A 16,005-nucleotide genomic window follows, 5' to 3' on the forward strand; every position below is an offset into this window, starting at 1 on the left:
GGACCGGCCCGGCAGCAAGGAGGCGTGCGTGGAACCGACGCGATTCCGCCGCGAGGTCGCGGGCTGGCTCGCCGCCAACCTGACCGGCGAGTTCGCGAAGCTGCGCGGCCTGGGCGGGCCGGGCCGCGAGCACGAGGCGTTCGAGCTGAGGCTGGCCTGGGAACGCCACCTGGCCGCCGCGGGCTGGACCTGCGTCGGCTGGCCTCGCGAGTTCGGCGGCCGCGGCCTGTCGCTCGACGAGCAGGTCGCCTTCCACGAGGAGTACGCGGCCTCGGGCGCGCCGGCGCGCGTCAACCACATCGGCGAGCAGCTGCTCGGCCCGACGCTGATCGCCTTCGGCACGCCCGAGCAGCGGTCCCGGTTCCTCCCGAAGATCGTCGCGGTCGAGGAGCTCTGGTGCCAGGGCTACTCCGAGCCCGGCGCCGGCTCCGACCTCGCCGCCGTTTCGACGAGCGCGGTCCTGCGCGACGGCGAGTGGGTCATCAACGGCCAGAAGATCTGGACGTCGCTGGCCCACGTCGCCGACTGGTGCTTCGTCGTGGCCCGGACCGAACCGGGGTCCCAGCGCCACCACGGCCTGTCCTACCTCCTCGTGCCACTGCGCCAGGACGGCGTCACGGTCCGGCCGATCCAGCAGCTGACCGGCACGTCGGAGTTCAACGAAGTCTTCTTCGACGACGCCCGCACGGAAAGTGGCCTGGTCGTCGGCGAGCCCGGCGACGGCTGGCGGATCGCGATGGCGACCCTCGGCTTCGAACGCGGGGTCTCGACACTCGGCCAGCAGATCGGCTTCCGCCGCGAGCTCGACGACATCGTCGCCGAAGCGAAGCGGACCGGCACCTACGACGACCCGCTCCTGCGCGCCGACCTCACCCGCGCCCGGATCGGCCTCCGCGTCCTGCGCGCCCACGCGCTGCGGACCCTCGGCCGGCCCGCCGGACCCGAAGTGGCCGTCGGCAAGCTGCTGTGGGCGCAGTGGCACCGCGGGCTCGGCGAACTCGCCGTGCGCGCCCGCGGCGCGCGGTCGCTGACCGCGTCCGGCGGCGAGCTGGACGACTGGCAGCGGCTGTACCTGTTCACCCGCGCCGACACGATCTACGGCGGCTCGGACGAAATCGAACGCAACATCATCGCCGAGCGCGTGCTCGGCCTGCCGAGGGAGGCGCGTCCATGATCCCCCAGACCGTGACCCCGCAATACGTGCCCGGCCACGACCTGCTGTCCGGCAAGGTCGTCGTGGTCACCGCGGCGGCCGGCACCGGGATCGGCTCCGCGGTGGCGAAGCGCTGCCTCGAAGAAGGCGCTCATGTGGTGGTGAGCGACTGGCACGAGCGACGCCTGGCCGAAAAGGCCGCCGAACTGGCCGAACTCGGCAAGGTCCACGCCATCCCCTGCGACGTCACCGCCGAAGACCAGGTCCAGGCGCTGGTCGACGGCGCCGTGGAGCACTTCGGGCGCCTCGACGTCATGGTCAACAACGCCGGGCTGGGCGGCACGAAGTCCGTGCTCGACATGACCGACGACGAGTGGTCGCGGGTCCTCGACATCACCCTCACCGGCACCTTCCGCTGCACCCGGGCGGCGCTGCGCCAGTTCGTCGCCCAGGGCGGCGGCGGGGCGATCGTCAACAACGCGTCGGTGATCGGCTGGCGCGCGCAGGAGGGCCAGGCGCACTACGCGGCCGCGAAGGCCGGGGTGATGGCCTTGACCCGCTGTTCGGCCCTGGACGCCGCCGAGCACGGCGTCCGGATCAACGCCGTCGCGCCGAGCCTGGCCATGCATCCGTTCCTCGCCAAGGTGACCAGCGACGAACTCCTGGCCGACCTGACGAAGCGGGAAGCGTTCGGCCGCGCCGCCGAGCCGTGGGAGGTCGCCAACGTCATGGTCTTCCTCGCCAGCGACTACGCGAGCTACCTCACCGGCGAAGTCGTCTCCGTCAGCAGCCAGCACCCCTAGGAGCCCGTCTTTAAGGAGCTACTGTGCCCGAAGCCTTCCTCCTCGACGCGGTCCGCACACCCGTGGGACGGCGCGGCGGCGCGCTGTCCGGGTGGCACCCCGCCGATCTCGGCGCGCACGTCATCAAGGCGGTCGTCGACCGCGCCGGCGTCGACCCGGACCTGGTCGACGACGTCATCCTCGGCTGCACGGACACCCTGGGCCCGCAGTCGGGCAACATCGCGCGCACCGCGTGGCTGGCCGCCGGCTACCCGGACCACGTGCCCGGGGTGACCATCGACCGGCAGTGCGGGTCGAGCCAGCAGGCCGTCCACTTCGCCGCACAGGCCGTGCTGTCCGGCACGCAGGACCTCGTGCTGGCGGGTGGCGTGCAGAACATGAGCCGCATCCCGATCAGCGCCGCGATGCTGGCCGGGCGCGAATACGGTTTCGACGACCCGTTTTCCGGCTCGAAGGGCTGGCAGGAGCGCTACGGCAGCGTCGAAGTCTCGCAGTTCCGCAGCGCCGACATGATCGCCGAGCACTGGGACATCAGCCGTGCGGCGATGGAGGAGTACGCGCTGCGCAGCCACCAGCGAGCTCTCGCGGCCATCGATTCCGGTCGCTTCGACGCGGAGATCGTGCCGGTCGAGGAGTTCCGGCACGACGAGGGGCCGCGCCGGGACACCAGCCTGGAGCGGATGCGCGGCCTGAAGCCGCTGAGCGAGGGTTCCCGCCTGACGGCGGCGGTGGCCAGCCAGATCTCCGACGGCGCGAGCGCGGCGCTCCTGGCGTCGGAGGCGTTCGTGCGGGAGCACGGCCTGACGCCGCGGGCCCGCATCCACCACCTGTCGGTGCGCGCGGCGGACCCGGTGTGGATGCTGACCGGCCCGATCCCGGCCACCGCGCAGGCCCTGCGCAAGAGCGGGCTCGGCGTCGAGGACATCGATCTGTTCGAGGTCAACGAGGCGTTCGCCAGCGTCGTCCTGGCGTGGCTGGACGAGACGGACGCGGACCCGTCCCGGGTGAACGTCAACGGCGGCGGCATCGCGCTGGGCCACCCGATCGGGGCCACCGGCACGAAACTCCTCGCCACGCTCCTGCACGAGCTGGAGCGCCGCGGCGGCCGCTATGGCCTGCAGACGATGTGCGAAGGCGGCGGGACGGCGAACGTCACCATCATCGAACGGCTGTGAATGTCGCATTGAGGGACTTGAAGTCCCTCAATGCGACATTCACGGCCGTTGCCTACCCGGGCACCGCGATCCGCTCAGGCAAGGGCGCGCAGCTTCGGCAGGACGTCCTCGGAGAACTGGGTCAGGAACCGCTCCTGGTCGTGGCCGGGGCCGTGGAAGACCAGGTGGTTCAGGCCCGCGTCGAGGTACGGCTTGATCTGGGCCACGGCCTCGTCCGGGTCCGACGCCACGATCCAGCGCTTGGCGACCTGGTCGATCGGCAGCTCGTCGGCCAGCCGTTCCATCTCCTCGGCCGAGGACACGCTGTGCTTCTGCTCCGCCGACAGCGACAGCGGAGCCCAGAACCGGGTGTTCTCCAAGGCCTTCTCGTGGTCGCGGTCGTAGGACAGCTTGATCTCGATCGTCCGGTCGACGTCCTCGACGGTCTTCTCGGCCGCCTCGGCGCCCTCCTTGACCGCGGGCATCAGCTTCTCGGTGTAGAGGTCCATGCCCTTGCCCGAAGTGCAGATGAACCCGTCCCCCGCGCGGCCCGCGTACTTGGCCACGACTGGGCCGCCCGCGGCGATGTAGACGGGCACCGGCTGCTCCGGGCGGTCGTAGATCTTGGCGTCCACCAGCTCGTAGTAGTCGCCCTTGAAGTTCACGTTGTCACTGGTCCACAGCTCGCGGATCAGCTTGATCGACTCGCGCAGCCGGGCGAAGCGCTCCTTGAACTCCGGCCATTCGCGGCCCGAGACGGCGATCTCGTTCAGCGCCTCCCCGGTGCCGACGCCCAGGATGACCCGGCCGTTCGACAGCAGCGACATGGTCGCGAACGCCTGGGCGATCACCGCCGGGTTGTACCGGAACGTCGGGGTCAGCACGCTCGTGCCGATCTGGACGCGCTCGGTCCGCTCGGCCACCGCCGGCATCCACGCCAGCGCCCACGGCGCGTGGCCGCCTTCGTGCCGCCACGGCAGGAAGTGGTCGGACACCCAGACCGAGTCGAGACCGGCCTCTTCGGCGCGTACGGCGTACTCGACCAGGTCCCGCGGCCCGAACTGCTCCGCCGACGCCTTGTAACCGACCTTCAGCGCCACGCTCTCTCATCCTCCCGTTCGCCGGCCGAGGCGCCGCAGGATCTCACCCGCCTCGGCCACTGTGCCCTCGACGATCTCGGCCACCGTGGGCAGGTCGTGGATCATGCCCACCACCTGCCCCGACGCTAGCACTCCCGCGTCCGTCCGGCCTTCGACCAGCCCCGCCCGCAACAGCATCGGGGTGTTGGCCGCCATGACCAGTTGGCTCCACGTGAGATCGTTGCCGTGCTTCATCGCGAAGCCTTCCCGCACCATCGCAACCGGGGAGAGTCCGGTGATATTCCGGAAGCGCAGCGCGTTGCGCGCGGCCTGCGCGAGACCGCGGATCCGGCCGGTGCGTTCGAGCTTGTCGACGAGGTCGGTGCGCAGCACGCGGTGCGGCAGGCCGTCGACGCGGCGGGTGACGACCGTGCCGGTGAGCCCCTGCTCGAGGTAGAGGCGCTTGACGTCGTCGGGGACCGTGCTCTCCTTGCTCAGCAGGAACCGGGTGCCCATCGCCACGCCCGCCGCGCCGTACGCGAGGGCGGCCGCGAGGCCGCGCCCGTCGAAGAAGCCGCCGGCGGCGACGACCGGGATGTCGACGGCGTCCAGCACGGAGGGCAGCAGCAGCGTGGTGGCCACTCCCCCGGTGTGCCCGCCGCCTTCGCCGCCCTGCACGATGACCGCGTCCGCGCCCCAGGCGGCGACCTTCTCGGCGTGCCGCGCGGCGCCGACCGACGGGATCACGACGATCCCGTGGTCGCGCAGCTTCGCGATCATCTCCTTCCGGGGCGCGAGCGCGAACGAAGCCACTTTGACGCCTTCGCGGATGAGCAGGTCGACCCGGGCGCCGGCGTCGGCCGCGTCGGCGCGGAGGTTGACGCCGAACGGCTTCTCCGTGCGCTTCTTGACCTCCGCGATCGCCGCTTCGAGCTCGCCGAAGGTCATGGTCGCCGACGCGAGGATGCCGAGGGCGCCGGCTTCCGCGGTCGCCGAGACGAGCCGCGGGCCGGCGACCCAGCCCATCCCGGTCTGCACGACCGGGTGCTCGACGCCGGCCAGCCGGGTCAGCGCCGTCTTCATCCCGGAACTTCCTTGTCGCGCAGGCTCTTCGGATCGAGGACGTCGCGGAGGAGCCGCAGTTCCTCTTCCGTGGGCTCCCTGCTGGTGATCGCGTCGGAGAAGCCGATTTCGAACGTCGTCGCCGCGGCGACCTCCTCCCGGGTGACGCCGGGGTGCAGGGACACCGCCCGCATCGCGTGGTCCGGCGAGGCGAAGTCGAACACGCCGAGGTTCGTGACGACCCGGTGCACGTCGTGGTACTTCTCGGCGGACGGACCGGCTTTGGCGGCGTTGTCGTAGCCCACGCCCGAAACGACGTCGACGCTGTCCACGAAGACGCGGGTGCTGTGCCGGGGCACCCAGTAGCTGGTGCGGTGGTTGATGGTGTTGCCCGGCGCACCCCGCACGCCCAGCAGCTGCTTCTTCGGCCGCGCGTGGTCGCCGATGGCGGAGATGTTCTGGTTGCCGTACCGGTCGATCTGGTTGGCGCCCATCACGACGTGCCGCCGTCCGTGCGGGACGATCGTGTCGAGCATCTTGCGGAACGGCTGCCAGCCCTCCACGACGCCGTCCGTGGTCATCAGGTGCGCCTCGCCGTCGGACATGAGCAGGTCCGGTTCGAACGTCGCCCGCGCGAGTTTGGCGCCCAGCTGCGGGATCAGGCCCATCGGGCTGGCCACGATCTCACCGTCGCCGCGGAACAGCTCGGCCACCGCCACGACGGCGATCTCGGCCCGGGTCGCGCTCATGCGCACACCTCGCTGACGCTCGGTGCGCCCTGAGCGGAGAGCGCAGTGTTGAATGATTCGTTCGCAGGCTCACTCATGCCGCCTCCGCCTCGAACTTGTCCACTTCGGACAGATAGGTGCGCTCGTCACCCGACAGGAACCGGTCGGCGAACCCCGGCCACGCGTCCAGGTCCTTGGCGCAGCCGGCGTAGTGCCGCTGGAAGCGTTCGTCCCGGCCGTAGTCCGGCACCGCCGTGGTGAAGTGCGCGCCCCGCGGCGCCTCGACCACGCCGTCCACGTCGCTCCGGTTGAGCAGCAACGACTGCACCGGTCCCCCGGTCGTCAGCTCGGCCGTCTCGACGACCTTTTCCACCGACACGAACCGCTTCCGCGCGGCCAGGCAGAACAGCTCGTCGAAGTACGGGTCCGGGCCCAGGTACTGGGCGTTGCCGCGGGCGTCGGCGCGGTTGAGGTGCACCAGGGCGACGTCGAGGTGCTGCGCCGGCACGGCGACCAGTTCCTCGCCGTCCGCGTACGGCGAGCGCACGGTGCGCAGATCCGGGTTGGCGCGCATCACCTCCGACCCCAGGCCCGCGCGCGTCGGCAGGAACGGAAGCCGTTGCGCCGCCGCCGAAAGAGCCGTGGCGAACATGCCTTCGTCGTACTCGGTGACGTCGATGGCGCCGGTCTCGCGGGCCCGGCCGAACCACGGGTCGAACGGGATCGAGTCGAGCGTGACGAACCCGAACACCACCCGGGACACCTTGCCCGCCGCGCACAGGAGGCCGACGTCGGGACCGCCGTAGGACACCACGGTGAGATCGCGCACCGGCGTGCGGAGGATCGCGCGGACCAGCGCCATCGGCTTGCGCCGGGAGCCCCAGCCGCCGATGCCGATCGTCATGCCGTCTTCCAGTTCCGCCGCGACGTCGTCGGCGGTCGTGCGCTTATCGGCCATTCAAGAACTCCTCGCGGGCCTCGTCGGACGCGCCGAGCAGGTTGAGCTCGAAAGTGAAGCCCTGCTCGAACCGGTAGCTGCGGTGCACCTGCTGGGTGTCGATGCCGTTCAAGGCCTCCTTCGCCGCCCGGATGACCCGCGGGTCCTTCTTCGCGATGTCCCGGGCGACGGCCATCGCCGCGTCGTCCAGCTCCGCGCGCGGCACGACCTGGTAGACCGAGCCGTGCGCGTGCAGCTCGGCGGCGGTGATGGTGCGCGCGGTGAAGTAGAGGGTGCGCATGAGGTGCTGCGGCACCAGCCGGGCCAGATGAGTCGCGGCGCCCAAAGCCCCGCGCTCCACTTCCGGCACCCCGAAGGTCGCGTCCTCCGATGCGATGACGACGTCGGCGTTGCCGACCAGGCCGATGCCGCCCCCGAGGCAGAAGCCGTGCACCGCCGCGACGACCGGCACCGCGCAGTCGTAGACCGCGCCGAAAGCCGCGTGACAGCCCCGGTTCGCGCCGACCAGCGCGTCGTACCCGGCGCTGCGCTGGATCTCCTTGATGTCCACGCCGGCGTTGAAGCCGCGCCCTTCGGCGCGGAGGATCACCACGTGCACATCGGGGTCGCGGCCCGCCTGCGTGAGCGCGTCGGCGAGGTCGAACCAGCCTTGCACCGGCAGCGCGTTCACCGGTGGGAAGTCGACGGTGACGAGCTCGACGTGCCCGTCGCGTTTGGTCAGGATGCCCATCAGCTCGCTCCGTACACGGGTTCGGGCTCGGGCGCGCGCTCGAGCAGTTCCTTCACCACCGCGCCGAGTTCCGCCGGGTCCCACCGCTCGCCCTTGTCCACGGCCGGACCGTGCCGCCAGCCCTGCGCCAGGGAAACCTTGCCGCCCTCGACCTCGAACACCCGCCCGGTGACGTGCCCGGACTCCGTGCTGCCCAGCCACACGACCAGCGGCGAGACGTTTTCCGGCGCCATCGCGTCGAAGCCGGTGTCCGGGCGGGCCATGGCGTCCGCGAAGACGCCCTCGGTCATCCGGGTCCGCGCGGCCGGCGCGATCGCGTTCACCGTCACCCCGTAGCGAGCCAGCTCCGCGGCCGCCACCACCGTCAACCCGGCGATCCCGGCCTTCGCCGCCGAATAGTTGCCCTGGCCGACGCTGCCGAGCAGCCCGGCACCCGAACTGGTGTTGATCACGCGCGCACTCGGCGTCCTTCCGGCCTTGGCTTCGGCGCGCCAATGTTCCGCAGCGTGCCGCAACGGCGCGAAATGCCCTTTCAGGTGCACGCGCACGACCGCGTCCCACTCGTCCTCGGCGAGGTTGACCAGCATCCGGTCCCGGAGGAACCCCGCGTTGTTGACCAGCACGTCCAAGCGGCCGAAGCGCGCCACCGCGGTGCCGATCAGCTCCTTCGCCCCGGCCCAGTCGGCGACGTCGGAGGTGTCGGCCACCGCTTTCCCGCCGAGCGCCTCGACCTCCGCGACGACTTCCGCGGTCACGCCCTCCTCCACGTCGTTCACCACCACCGACGCGCCCTCGGCCGCGAACGCCAGCGCGTGCGCCCGCCCGATGCCGCGGCCCGCGCCGGTCACGACGACCACCCGGTCCTGGCACAACCCGCTCACGAATCCTCCCGTTGGTTGACGTCGGCCGCGGCGAGGAACGCCGGGACCTCACCGCCGCCGTGGACGCGCAGGGTCGCGCCGGAGACGTAGGACGCCAGCGACGAGGCGAAGAACGCGGCGCACGCGCCCACTTCCTCCGGCTCGGCCAGCCGCCCCAGCGGCACGGTCTTCCCGACCGCCTCGACCGCGGCCTCGCTGCCGTAGTGCAGATTCGCCTGCTCGGTCCGCACCATCCCGACGTCGAGCGCGTTCACCCGCACCTTCGGCGCCCACTCGACCGCGAGACTGGCGGTCAAGTTGTCCAGCCCGGCTTTCGCGGCGCCGTAAGCCGCCGTTCCCGGCGACGGGCGGGTGCCGCTCACGCTGGAGATCATCACGATCGAGCCGCCGGTGTCCTGGCGCTGCATCACGGCGTTGGCGTGCTGCGCGACCAGCAGCGGTGCGAGCAGATTGAGCTGCACGATCTTCTCGTGCAGCCGCGGCGACGCCTCCGCCGCCGGGGTGTACGGCGCACCGCCGGCGTTGTTCACGACGACGTCGAGCCGTCCGTGCCGCTCGACGATCCCCTCGACCAGAGCGGCGACCTGCGCCTCGTCGCGGACGTCGCACCGGACGAACTCGGCCGGGGTGGGTGCTTCACGGCGCGCGCAGGTGATCACCCGGGCGCCTTGGGCGAGGAACACGGCGGCGATGCCCTTGCCCACGCCGCGGACGCCGCCGGTGACCAGCACGACGGCCCCGGCCAGCCCGAGATCGGTTTTCACTCCACAAAACTAGAACACGTTCTCGCTTTGGGCAAGGCCGGGCAGTTACCCACAGCCTTGGTCATTCGGGACGTTGGGCGAGCGGCGCCACGGGCCGCCGAACTAGAACTCGTTCCGGACGGTCAGTCGCGCTTCGCGGCGTCGTACTCCGCGTTGGCCGCCATGACCTCGGGCATCTGGTCCTCGACGTCGCGGATGAGGGCCAGCAGCAGCGCGGCCGTGCGCCTGCCCCGCGGGGTGAGGCTGTACTCGACCTTCGGCGGGATGGTCGGCTGGGCTTCGCGGTGCACGAAGCCGTCGCGCTCGAGTGCCTGCAGCGTCTGGGCGAGCATCTTCTCGCTGACCCCGCTGACCCGGCGCCGCAGCGCGTTGAAGCGGAGAGTGCCGTCATGGAGGGCGACCATCGCCAGGGTCCCCCAGCGGCCGGTGATGTGCTCGAGCGTCGCCCGGGACGTGCACGCCTGCGCGAACACGTCGAACACCACCTGCCCGTGCTCGTCGACCCACTCCGGCGCCTCGCTCATGGCCTCAACGGTACCCCGCCCGCCGCCGAAACCCAGGTGAGGATGCTCACCAAGAGGTTGCACTTTCCAGAAGTTAGTACACTCTGATGGTAAGTGTTCCGCAAGCGAGGAGTGAACGCATGATCGTCGTCACCGGTGCCACCGGACAGCTCGGCCGCTTGGTCGTCGAAGGCCTGCTGAAGAAGGTTCCGCCCGCCGAGATCGTCGCCGCCGTGCGCGACCCGCGGAAGGCCGAGGAGTTCGCCGCCCGCGGTGTGCAGGTGCGGACCGCCGACTACGACGACCCGGCGACCCTCGCCACGGCGTTCGCGGGCGCGGAGAAGGTCCTGCTGATCTCGAGCAGCACGCCCGGGCAGCGGCTCGCCCAGCACGAAGCCGTCGTCACGGCCGCTCGCGAGGCCGGCGTGCGCCACCTCGCCTACACCAGCGTCCTGGCCGCCGACACGACGAAGCTGTTCGTCGCGCCGGACCACAAGGCCACCGAAGAGGTCATCCGCGAGTCGGGCGTGCCGTTCACCTTCCTGCGCAACGGCTGGTACACCGAGAACTTCGGGCAGACGGTCGCCCAGGCGCTCGCGACCGGGTCCTTCGCGGGCAGCGCCGGCGAGGGCCGGCTCGGCGGCGTGCCGCGGATCGACTTCGCCGAAGCCGCCGTCGAGGTGCTGACCGGCGAGGGCCACGTCGGCAAGGTGTACGAGCTCGCCGGCGACGAGTCGTGGAGCTACGCCGACCTCGCCGCCGCGGTCACCGCCGCCGCCGGCAAGCCGGTGTCCTACCAGGACCTGCCGGCCGCGCAGCACCGGGAGATCCTGCTCGGCGCGGGCCTGCCCGAGCCGGTCGCGGCCATGCTGGTCGACGCCGACCGCGCCATCGCCGACGGCGAGCTGTCTTCGGCGTCGGGCGATCTGCGGACCCTCATCGGCCGGCCCACCACGCCCCTGGCGGAAGCCGCCACCGCGCTGGTGAAGGGCTGAGTCTCCAGTCCGTGAAGGCACCTTGAGGACGCTGAGTGCCTCGAGGTGCCTTCACGGCCTCGCGGCGCGGCAGGAACCGGCCGGCCGGTTCGGTCACGCGCCGCGGGAACGAAGCCCCGACGCGCGCAGGGCGGCCTGCATCGCGAACCGCGCGTCCGCATCGTCGAGGCGCTCTCCGAACGCCTGCCTCAGCTGACGCACCCGATACCGGACCGTCTGCGGGTGCACCGCGAGATCCACCGCGATCTTCTCGGAGTTGCCGCCGTTCTGCAGCCAGGACAACAGGGTTTCGCCGAGGCGGCGCCGGGTCCGGTCCGGGAACTGGGCGAGCGGAGCCAGTTCCCGCTGCGCGACCTGGTCCGCCAGGTCCTCGTCGGACAGCAGCCACAACGTCGTCAGGTGCTCCGCGCACCACGTGACCGGGACGTCCGGCAGCGCGCCGTCCCCCACCAGCCGCAGCGCCGTGCGCGCCCACCGCAGCGAATGCGCCGCCGCCGCGAGGTCCGTCGGAGGGCCGACCGCGACGCGCGTGCCGAGCCGGGCGAGGCCGCGCGCGTCCGCCGGGGCGGGCACCAGCAGGTACGGCTGCGGGGACTCGAGGTCGACGAGCACCTCCGGCCCCCACGGGCCGCTCACCACGGCTTCGGCGGCCACCGCCGCCACCTCCTGGGGCACCGGCCAGCCGGCCGCCGCCGCGAGTTCGGCGAGCACCGCGTCCGGGACGACGCCCGGTCCGGTGAGCAGCCGCAGCAACCGCCGCCGCAGTCCCGCCCGGGTACCGTCGATCTCCGCCCGCGCTTCCCGGTACCCCTGGCTCGACATCCGGGCCAGTTCGTCCGCGTAGCCGAACAGCATCTCGGCGAGCTGCGCCATCACCGGGGACGAGAGCCGGTGCCGCCGGCCCAGCCGCATGATCCACCGCCAGCCCACCCGGGTCCCGACGCGGTACGCCGCCTGGAGGTCGTCGAGGGTCCGCCCCTCGTGCGCCTCGCCGGCGCCGAGCCGCCGGCACGTCTCGTACAGCTTTTCCCGCGAGGCCAGCGGGTCCTGGACGAGATCCACGAACAGCGCGACGGCGCACTCGACGCCGTGCCGGGTGACGCGGCCGTAGAAGCCGTCCGCCGGCCGGGCGTAGACCGGGACCGCCCGCCACACCTCCCGGACGATCCACTCCACCAGCGCCGGGACGGCCGGCCGCATGAAGGCGGCGAGTTCCGCTCTTCGGAGAACCTCCACACCCGCGTCCCGGTCGACCGGGACGCGCTCTCGAGCACTGTCGCGGGACACCAGCGTCCTCCACGGGGAGAAGGGCCAAGTTGCCAGCTTTACCGGCCAGTAAAGCTGGGGAGACCGTACAGTACACCTCCATGAGCCGGCAGAGTTCTCCTGATCGATCCAGTGCTCGCCGCAGCCCGGCCGCCCGGCCCACCGACGACGAGCTGCTGGACGCCGCGCGCGCCGTGTTCGCCGAGCGGGGGTTCGCGCAGGCCACCATGGGTCTGATCGCGGACCGCGCCGACTCCACCAAACCGACCCTCTACGCGCACTTCGGTGACAAGGCGGCCCTCTTCCGCACCACCGTGGGCCGGGAGGTCGCCGCGCTGCGGAACTGGGTGTTCACCGCCTACGAAACGGCCAGCGCGCGCCCGCTCGAAGAGCGGGTCCGGCTCTCCGTGATGGCCATGTTCAGCTATGCCGCCGCCCATCCGGAGAGCTTCCGGCTGTTGTTCGGCTCGGCCGTCGACGACATGACGGACGAGCGCCGGACGCTGGCCGACACCATCACCGCGCACGTGGTCGGTCAGATCCGGGAGCACCTGCGCGCCCACGGCCGCACGGACGGCGCCGCCGCGGACCTGCTCGCGGCGATGATGGTGGGCCTCGTCGGGCGCGCCGCGACGCACGTCTCCCACTCCCCCAGCGTCGACCCGATCGCGGCGGGCGAACTGGCCACGGGTTTCGTCATGGCCGCGTTGCGCGGCCTCGACCCCGTGCTGCTGGACCGCGTCGACACCGCGCGCACGGCCGGACAGTACGCCACCTGAGCGTCCATTCCGGACTGTTTGTCACCGGCGGAACAATTACCGGCACGAATTGAAACACCCTCTTGCCTCCATTCGGGGGCCGCTGCGACGCTGCCGTTACCGCAAGCGCGGCCACTATTTCCGCTCCCCACGGAAAGCGCTTGCCGACCCCCTTTTGTCTCGGCACAATGAGGTGTTCAGCCATGATTCGTGTCCCCAAATCCCGTCTGCTCTCCGCCGCCGCCACGGTCGGCCTCGCCCTCGCCGGCCTCACCGTGGCCGCCGCGCCGGCGGCTTCGGCCGCACCGTGCACCGACATCGACATGCCGGTGGCCCGCGGCACCGGCGAACCCGGCGGCCTGGGCCTCATCGTCGGCGACCCCGTCTACCAGGCGGTGCAGAACCGGCTGCGGCCGCGCTCGGTGAGCAGTTACGCGGTGAACTACCCGGCCGACCTGAACCAGCCCACGTCGGTGCAGCGTGGCAACACCGACCTGGTCAACCACGTGCGGGCGCAGGCCGCGGCCTGTCCGCAGCAGCGGTTCGTCCTGGTCGGCTACTCCCAGGGCGCCAACGTCGTCGACAACTCGATCGGCATCAGCAGCGCCGGCGCCGTCGTCGGCGGCCCGATCGTCGCGACCATCCCGGCGGACCTGGCGCCCCGGATCGCGGCCATCCTGCTGTTCGGCAACCCCATCCGCTCGATCGGCCGTCAGGTCACCGGCACCTACCAGAGCCGCACCAAGGACTACTGCGCCCTCGGCGACCCGGTCTGCCAGCCGTTCGGTGGCAACATCCTGGCCCACCTGAGCTACGGCGGCAACGCCTCGGACGCGGCCGCGTTCGTGGCGGGCAAAGTCTGATCCCACCGAAGTCCGTGAATGTCGCATTGAGGGACTTGAAGTCCCTCAATGCGACATTCACGGACTTTCCTCAGCAGTTGGACGGCGCCGGTTCCCCGTTGAACCGCTTCACGATCCATTGGTGCGCGTCCGCGTTGCCGGCGAAGATGCCGGAAAGGTGGTCGGAAATGTAGGAGGTCCACTGCTCGCGGACCCCGGCCGCGCAGTACGCCCGGTGCAGCGTCTCCGCCTGCGGGGTGTTGACGATCTCGTCCGTGCTCGCGTGGTACTGGAACACCGGCACCCGCGGCGGGTTCGCGCCCAGCTTGTTCTGCGCCAGCCGCGCCCGCCACTTCGGGGTCCCCAGCGGATCGGACGTGGTGAAGTCGCTGATCTTCTTGAACGAGTAGTTGAGCAGGAGTTCGGCGGTGCAGGCGTTCTTCTTGGCGTCGGCCAGCTGCTGACGGCCGGTGGCGTTGAGGAACGAATCCAGGTTCAGTTCCGGGTACGCGGCGTCGAGGCCGATCGCGGCGAAGGCGAGGAAGCCGAAGCCGATGTAGCCGTCGAGTCCCTTGGCGACCTCGGTCAGGTCGGCCGGGACCCCGCCCGCGACGACGCCGACGACGTTCAGTTCGGGCGCGTACGTGGGCTGTTTCTCCCCCGCCCACATCGATCCGCCGCCGCCTTGGGAGTAGCCCTGGAAGATCACCTTCGCGGACTTGGACAGCCGGGCGGACGGGAGGTTCTGCGCCGCCCGGACCGAGTCGATCACGGCGGGGCCCATGGACTGCCCGGTGATGTACGTGGGCACCGTCGCCGGCGAGTAGCCCTCGTAATCGGTCACCGCGACGGCGTAGCCGCTGGACAGCGAGTCGTTGATGGCGGGCTGGTCGTAGAGCGTCCCCCGCTCCGTCGCCTTGGACGCCGTGCACTTGAACGCCGGGCCCTGCGTGCCGACGGCGTAACCGACGATCGGCGCGGTGGCGGGGTCCTTCCCCTTGGGCACCAGGATGGTTCCGGTCACCGCGTCCGGACGGCCCTGCGCGTTGGTCGACAGGTACATGACCTGCCAGGCGTCGGCGTTGAGCGAGTTCAGCAGCGGCACCGAGGGGCGCCAGCGGAGGACGTCACCGGGCTTCCCGGCCGGCAGCGGTGACGGCGGGGTGTAGAACGAGTCGTCGAACGGGCCGGGCAGGAGGGGCGCCGCCGCGCCGGCGGGCGGGCTCGTGGCCAGCACCCCCAGCGCGACCAGTGAAGCACCCAGGAGCGCGGACCAGAAGCGTCGGAACCGGACAGACTTCACCACAACCTCCAGCAGGGAAGGGGCTCTATCGGATACAGGAGTGCGCTCAGGCCGGCAGGCCGAGCGCGCCGGCGAGGACCGGCCACGAGTTGTGCAGGGCCCGCTGCCAGTACGGCCAGCTGTGCGTGCCCGGCCCGTAGTAGTCGACCGTCGCCGGAATGCCGGCGGCCCGCAGGCGGTCGGTGAAGCTGGTGGACGACAGCAACGCCGCCGGTTCGAACGGGTCGCCGCCCGGCCCGGACGGGTCGAGCGGACCGGTCTGCCCGTTGCCACAGGAGATGTAGAGCGCCGTGCCGCGCAGCTTGTCGATGTTGTCGTAGGGGTTGTTCGCCGACCACATCGGCCGCATCAGCAGGTCGCTGCCCCAGAGGTCGAGGTAGGCGAAGATCCCCGCCCGGAGCAGGATCCCCTTGACGAACACCGGGGCGCCCGCGGACAGGGTGTTCGGCACGCCGCTGTAGGACGCGGCCGCGCCGAACATCCCGGGGTGCTTGAACGCGTACGCCATCGCGCCGTACCCGCCGATCGACAGCCCGGCGACCGCGCGGCGCGTGCCGCCGCGGTACCCGCGCTCGACGATCTGACGGACTTCGGTGGTGTGGAACGTGTCCCAGTCGGGCGTGTTCCGCAGGCCGAGGTTCCACCACTTCGCGTACATCCCCGCCGGCCCGTCCGTCGGCATCACGACGAGGGCGTCCTTGGCGGCGGTGAACGTCTTGACGTCGGTGAACTGGTCCCACGAGCGGTAGTCGACCGGTTCGCAGCAGCCGTGCAGCAGGTACAGCACGGGCCAGGTCCGCCCGGGCTGCGCCGCCCAGCCGGACGGCACGATCAGCCGGACCATCCCCGTGGTGCCGAGGGCGGGCGAGCTGACCTTCAGGTCCACCGTCCGGGCGTCCAGCCAGGTCTCCTCGACGACTTTCGCGCCGTCGTCGGCCACGGCCGGGCTCGCCTGGGCGGCCGTCACGCCACCGGCGATCAGGACGACGACGGACAACGCCAGCAGGGCGAACCGTTTCACAGCGA

The 16,005-nt window shown here is 71.4% G+C and carries 17 protein-coding genes; 6 read left to right on the plus strand and 11 right to left on the minus strand.

Translation table 11 applies throughout. From position 1 onward, the window contains the following. Positions 1 to 28: 28 nt before the first annotated feature. From AB0M82_RS32025 to AB0M82_RS32035, 3 genes are read left to right on the plus strand one after another with little or no spacing between them, the layout of a single operon-like run. A complete protein-coding gene (locus AB0M82_RS32025; protein ID WP_364729900.1) occupies positions 29 to 1,174 on the plus strand; it encodes an acyl-CoA dehydrogenase family protein in 1,146 nt (381 codons plus the stop codon). Beyond that, a complete protein-coding gene (locus tag AB0M82_RS32030) occupies positions 1,171 to 1,956 on the plus strand; it encodes an SDR family oxidoreductase (protein ID WP_364729902.1) in 786 nt (261 codons plus the stop codon). Before AB0M82_RS32025 ends, AB0M82_RS32030 begins: the two co-directional genes overlap by 4 nt. 23 nt (positions 1,957 to 1,979) lie before the next feature. Next, positions 1,980 to 3,131 (plus strand): acetyl-CoA C-acetyltransferase, encoded by a 1,152-nt coding sequence (locus tag AB0M82_RS32035; protein WP_364729904.1) that lies wholly within the window; start codon positions 1,980 to 1,982, stop codon positions 3,129 to 3,131. A gap of 74 nt (positions 3,132 to 3,205) precedes the next feature. Here AB0M82_RS32035 and fgd read toward each other — a convergent pair whose 3' ends face one another. The 8 genes from fgd to AB0M82_RS32075 form a co-directional block, all read right to left on the minus strand. Next, positions 3,206 to 4,210: a glucose-6-phosphate dehydrogenase (coenzyme-F420) gene (fgd, locus tag AB0M82_RS32040; RefSeq protein WP_364729906.1), complete on the minus strand. Its 1,005-nt coding sequence runs from the start codon at positions 4,208 to 4,210 to the stop codon at positions 3,206 to 3,208. Between the two features lie 6 nt (positions 4,211 to 4,216). After that, positions 4,217 to 5,272: a nitronate monooxygenase gene (locus AB0M82_RS32045; RefSeq protein ID WP_364729908.1), complete on the minus strand. Its 1,056-nt coding sequence runs from the start codon at positions 5,270 to 5,272 to the stop codon at positions 4,217 to 4,219. Then, positions 5,269 to 6,000: a CoA-transferase gene (locus tag AB0M82_RS32050; RefSeq protein WP_364729910.1), complete on the minus strand. Its 732-nt coding sequence runs from the start codon at positions 5,998 to 6,000 to the stop codon at positions 5,269 to 5,271. Before AB0M82_RS32050 ends, AB0M82_RS32045 begins: the two co-directional genes overlap by 4 nt. Before the next feature lie 73 nt (positions 6,001 to 6,073). Then, a complete protein-coding gene (locus AB0M82_RS32055; RefSeq protein ID WP_364729912.1) occupies positions 6,074 to 6,937 on the minus strand; it encodes a CoA-transferase in 864 nt (287 codons plus the stop codon). Next, positions 6,927 to 7,667, minus strand: a complete 741-nt coding sequence (locus AB0M82_RS32060) for an enoyl-CoA hydratase family protein (protein WP_364729914.1) — start codon at positions 7,665 to 7,667, stop codon at positions 6,927 to 6,929. The genes AB0M82_RS32055 and AB0M82_RS32060 overlap by 11 nt, the downstream gene beginning before the upstream one ends. Continuing rightward, a complete protein-coding gene (locus tag AB0M82_RS32065) occupies positions 7,667 to 8,548 on the minus strand; it encodes an SDR family oxidoreductase (RefSeq protein ID WP_364729916.1) in 882 nt (293 codons plus the stop codon). The genes AB0M82_RS32060 and AB0M82_RS32065 overlap by 1 nt, the downstream gene beginning before the upstream one ends. After that, positions 8,545 to 9,312 (minus strand): SDR family oxidoreductase, encoded by a 768-nt coding sequence (locus tag AB0M82_RS32070; protein ID WP_364729918.1) that lies wholly within the window; start codon positions 9,310 to 9,312, stop codon positions 8,545 to 8,547. The genes AB0M82_RS32065 and AB0M82_RS32070 overlap by 4 nt, the downstream gene beginning before the upstream one ends. Positions 9,313 to 9,434: 122 nt before the next feature. Next, positions 9,435 to 9,836: a helix-turn-helix domain-containing protein gene (locus tag AB0M82_RS32075; protein ID WP_364729920.1), complete on the minus strand. Its 402-nt coding sequence runs from the start codon at positions 9,834 to 9,836 to the stop codon at positions 9,435 to 9,437. Positions 9,837 to 9,955: 119 nt separating this feature from the next. On the opposite strand from AB0M82_RS32075, the gene AB0M82_RS32080 reads away from it, so the two are divergent. Beyond that, positions 9,956 to 10,810 carry an SDR family oxidoreductase gene (locus AB0M82_RS32080; protein WP_364729922.1) on the plus strand — a complete coding sequence of 285 codons (855 nt, stop codon included), beginning with the start codon at positions 9,956 to 9,958 and terminating at the stop codon, positions 10,808 to 10,810. 93 nt (positions 10,811 to 10,903) lie between these two features. On the opposite strand, the gene AB0M82_RS32085 is transcribed toward AB0M82_RS32080, so the two are convergent. Beyond that, a complete protein-coding gene (locus tag AB0M82_RS32085; RefSeq protein ID WP_364729923.1) occupies positions 10,904 to 12,097 on the minus strand; it encodes a helix-turn-helix domain-containing protein in 1,194 nt (397 codons plus the stop codon). A gap of 80 nt (positions 12,098 to 12,177) precedes the next feature. Here AB0M82_RS32085 and AB0M82_RS32090 point away from each other — a divergent pair, with 80 nt between their 5' ends. Then, positions 12,178 to 12,855, plus strand: coding sequence for a TetR/AcrR family transcriptional regulator (locus AB0M82_RS32090; RefSeq protein WP_364729924.1), 678 nt, complete (start codon positions 12,178 to 12,180; stop codon positions 12,853 to 12,855). Positions 12,856 to 13,037: 182 nt separating this feature from the next. Next, positions 13,038 to 13,697 carry a cutinase family protein gene (locus tag AB0M82_RS32095; protein WP_364729927.1) on the plus strand — a complete coding sequence of 220 codons (660 nt, stop codon included), beginning with the start codon at positions 13,038 to 13,040 and terminating at the stop codon, positions 13,695 to 13,697. Positions 13,698 to 13,767: 70 nt separating this feature from the next. Here AB0M82_RS32095 and AB0M82_RS32100 read toward each other — a convergent pair whose 3' ends face one another. Together AB0M82_RS32100 and AB0M82_RS32105 are read right to left on the minus strand one after the other, a co-directional pair. Beyond that, positions 13,768 to 14,979 carry a lipase family protein gene (locus tag AB0M82_RS32100; RefSeq protein WP_364729930.1) on the minus strand — a complete coding sequence of 404 codons (1,212 nt, stop codon included), beginning with the start codon at positions 14,977 to 14,979 and terminating at the stop codon, positions 13,768 to 13,770. Between the two features lie 46 nt (positions 14,980 to 15,025). Further along, positions 15,026 to 16,000 (minus strand): alpha/beta hydrolase family protein, encoded by a 975-nt coding sequence (locus AB0M82_RS32105; protein ID WP_364729933.1) that lies wholly within the window; start codon positions 15,998 to 16,000, stop codon positions 15,026 to 15,028. Positions 16,001 to 16,005: the final 5 nt, after the last annotated feature.

This window comes from Amycolatopsis sp. NPDC051128, assembly GCF_040682715.1.
Taxonomy (GTDB): Bacteria; Actinomycetota; Actinomycetes; order Mycobacteriales; family Pseudonocardiaceae; genus Amycolatopsis.

Excerpts from the sequence above, each read along its gene's own strand:
- AB0M82_RS32075 (WP_364729920.1), bottom strand. The coding sequence starts at position 9,836 with ATGAGCGAGGCGCCGGAGTGGGTCGACGAGCACGGGCAGGTGGTGTTC.
- AB0M82_RS32090 (WP_364729924.1), top strand. The coding sequence starts at position 12,178 with ATGAGCCGGCAGAGTTCTCCTGATCGATCCAGTGCTCGCCGCAGCCCG.
- AB0M82_RS32080 (WP_364729922.1), top strand. The coding sequence starts at position 9,956 with ATGATCGTCGTCACCGGTGCCACCGGACAGCTCGGCCGCTTGGTCGTC.
- AB0M82_RS32045 (WP_364729908.1), bottom strand. The coding sequence starts at position 5,272 with ATGAAGACGGCGCTGACCCGGCTGGCCGGCGTCGAGCACCCGGTCGTG.
- AB0M82_RS32050 (WP_364729910.1), bottom strand. The coding sequence starts at position 6,000 with ATGAGCGCGACCCGGGCCGAGATCGCCGTCGTGGCGGTGGCCGAGCTG.
- AB0M82_RS32060 (WP_364729914.1), bottom strand. The coding sequence starts at position 7,667 with ATGGGCATCCTGACCAAACGCGACGGGCACGTCGAGCTCGTCACCGTC.
- AB0M82_RS32055 (WP_364729912.1), bottom strand. The coding sequence starts at position 6,937 with ATGGCCGATAAGCGCACGACCGCCGACGACGTCGCGGCGGAACTGGAA.
- AB0M82_RS32095 (WP_364729927.1), top strand. The coding sequence starts at position 13,038 with ATGATTCGTGTCCCCAAATCCCGTCTGCTCTCCGCCGCCGCCACGGTC.
- AB0M82_RS32030 (WP_364729902.1), top strand. The coding sequence starts at position 1,171 with ATGATCCCCCAGACCGTGACCCCGCAATACGTGCCCGGCCACGACCTG.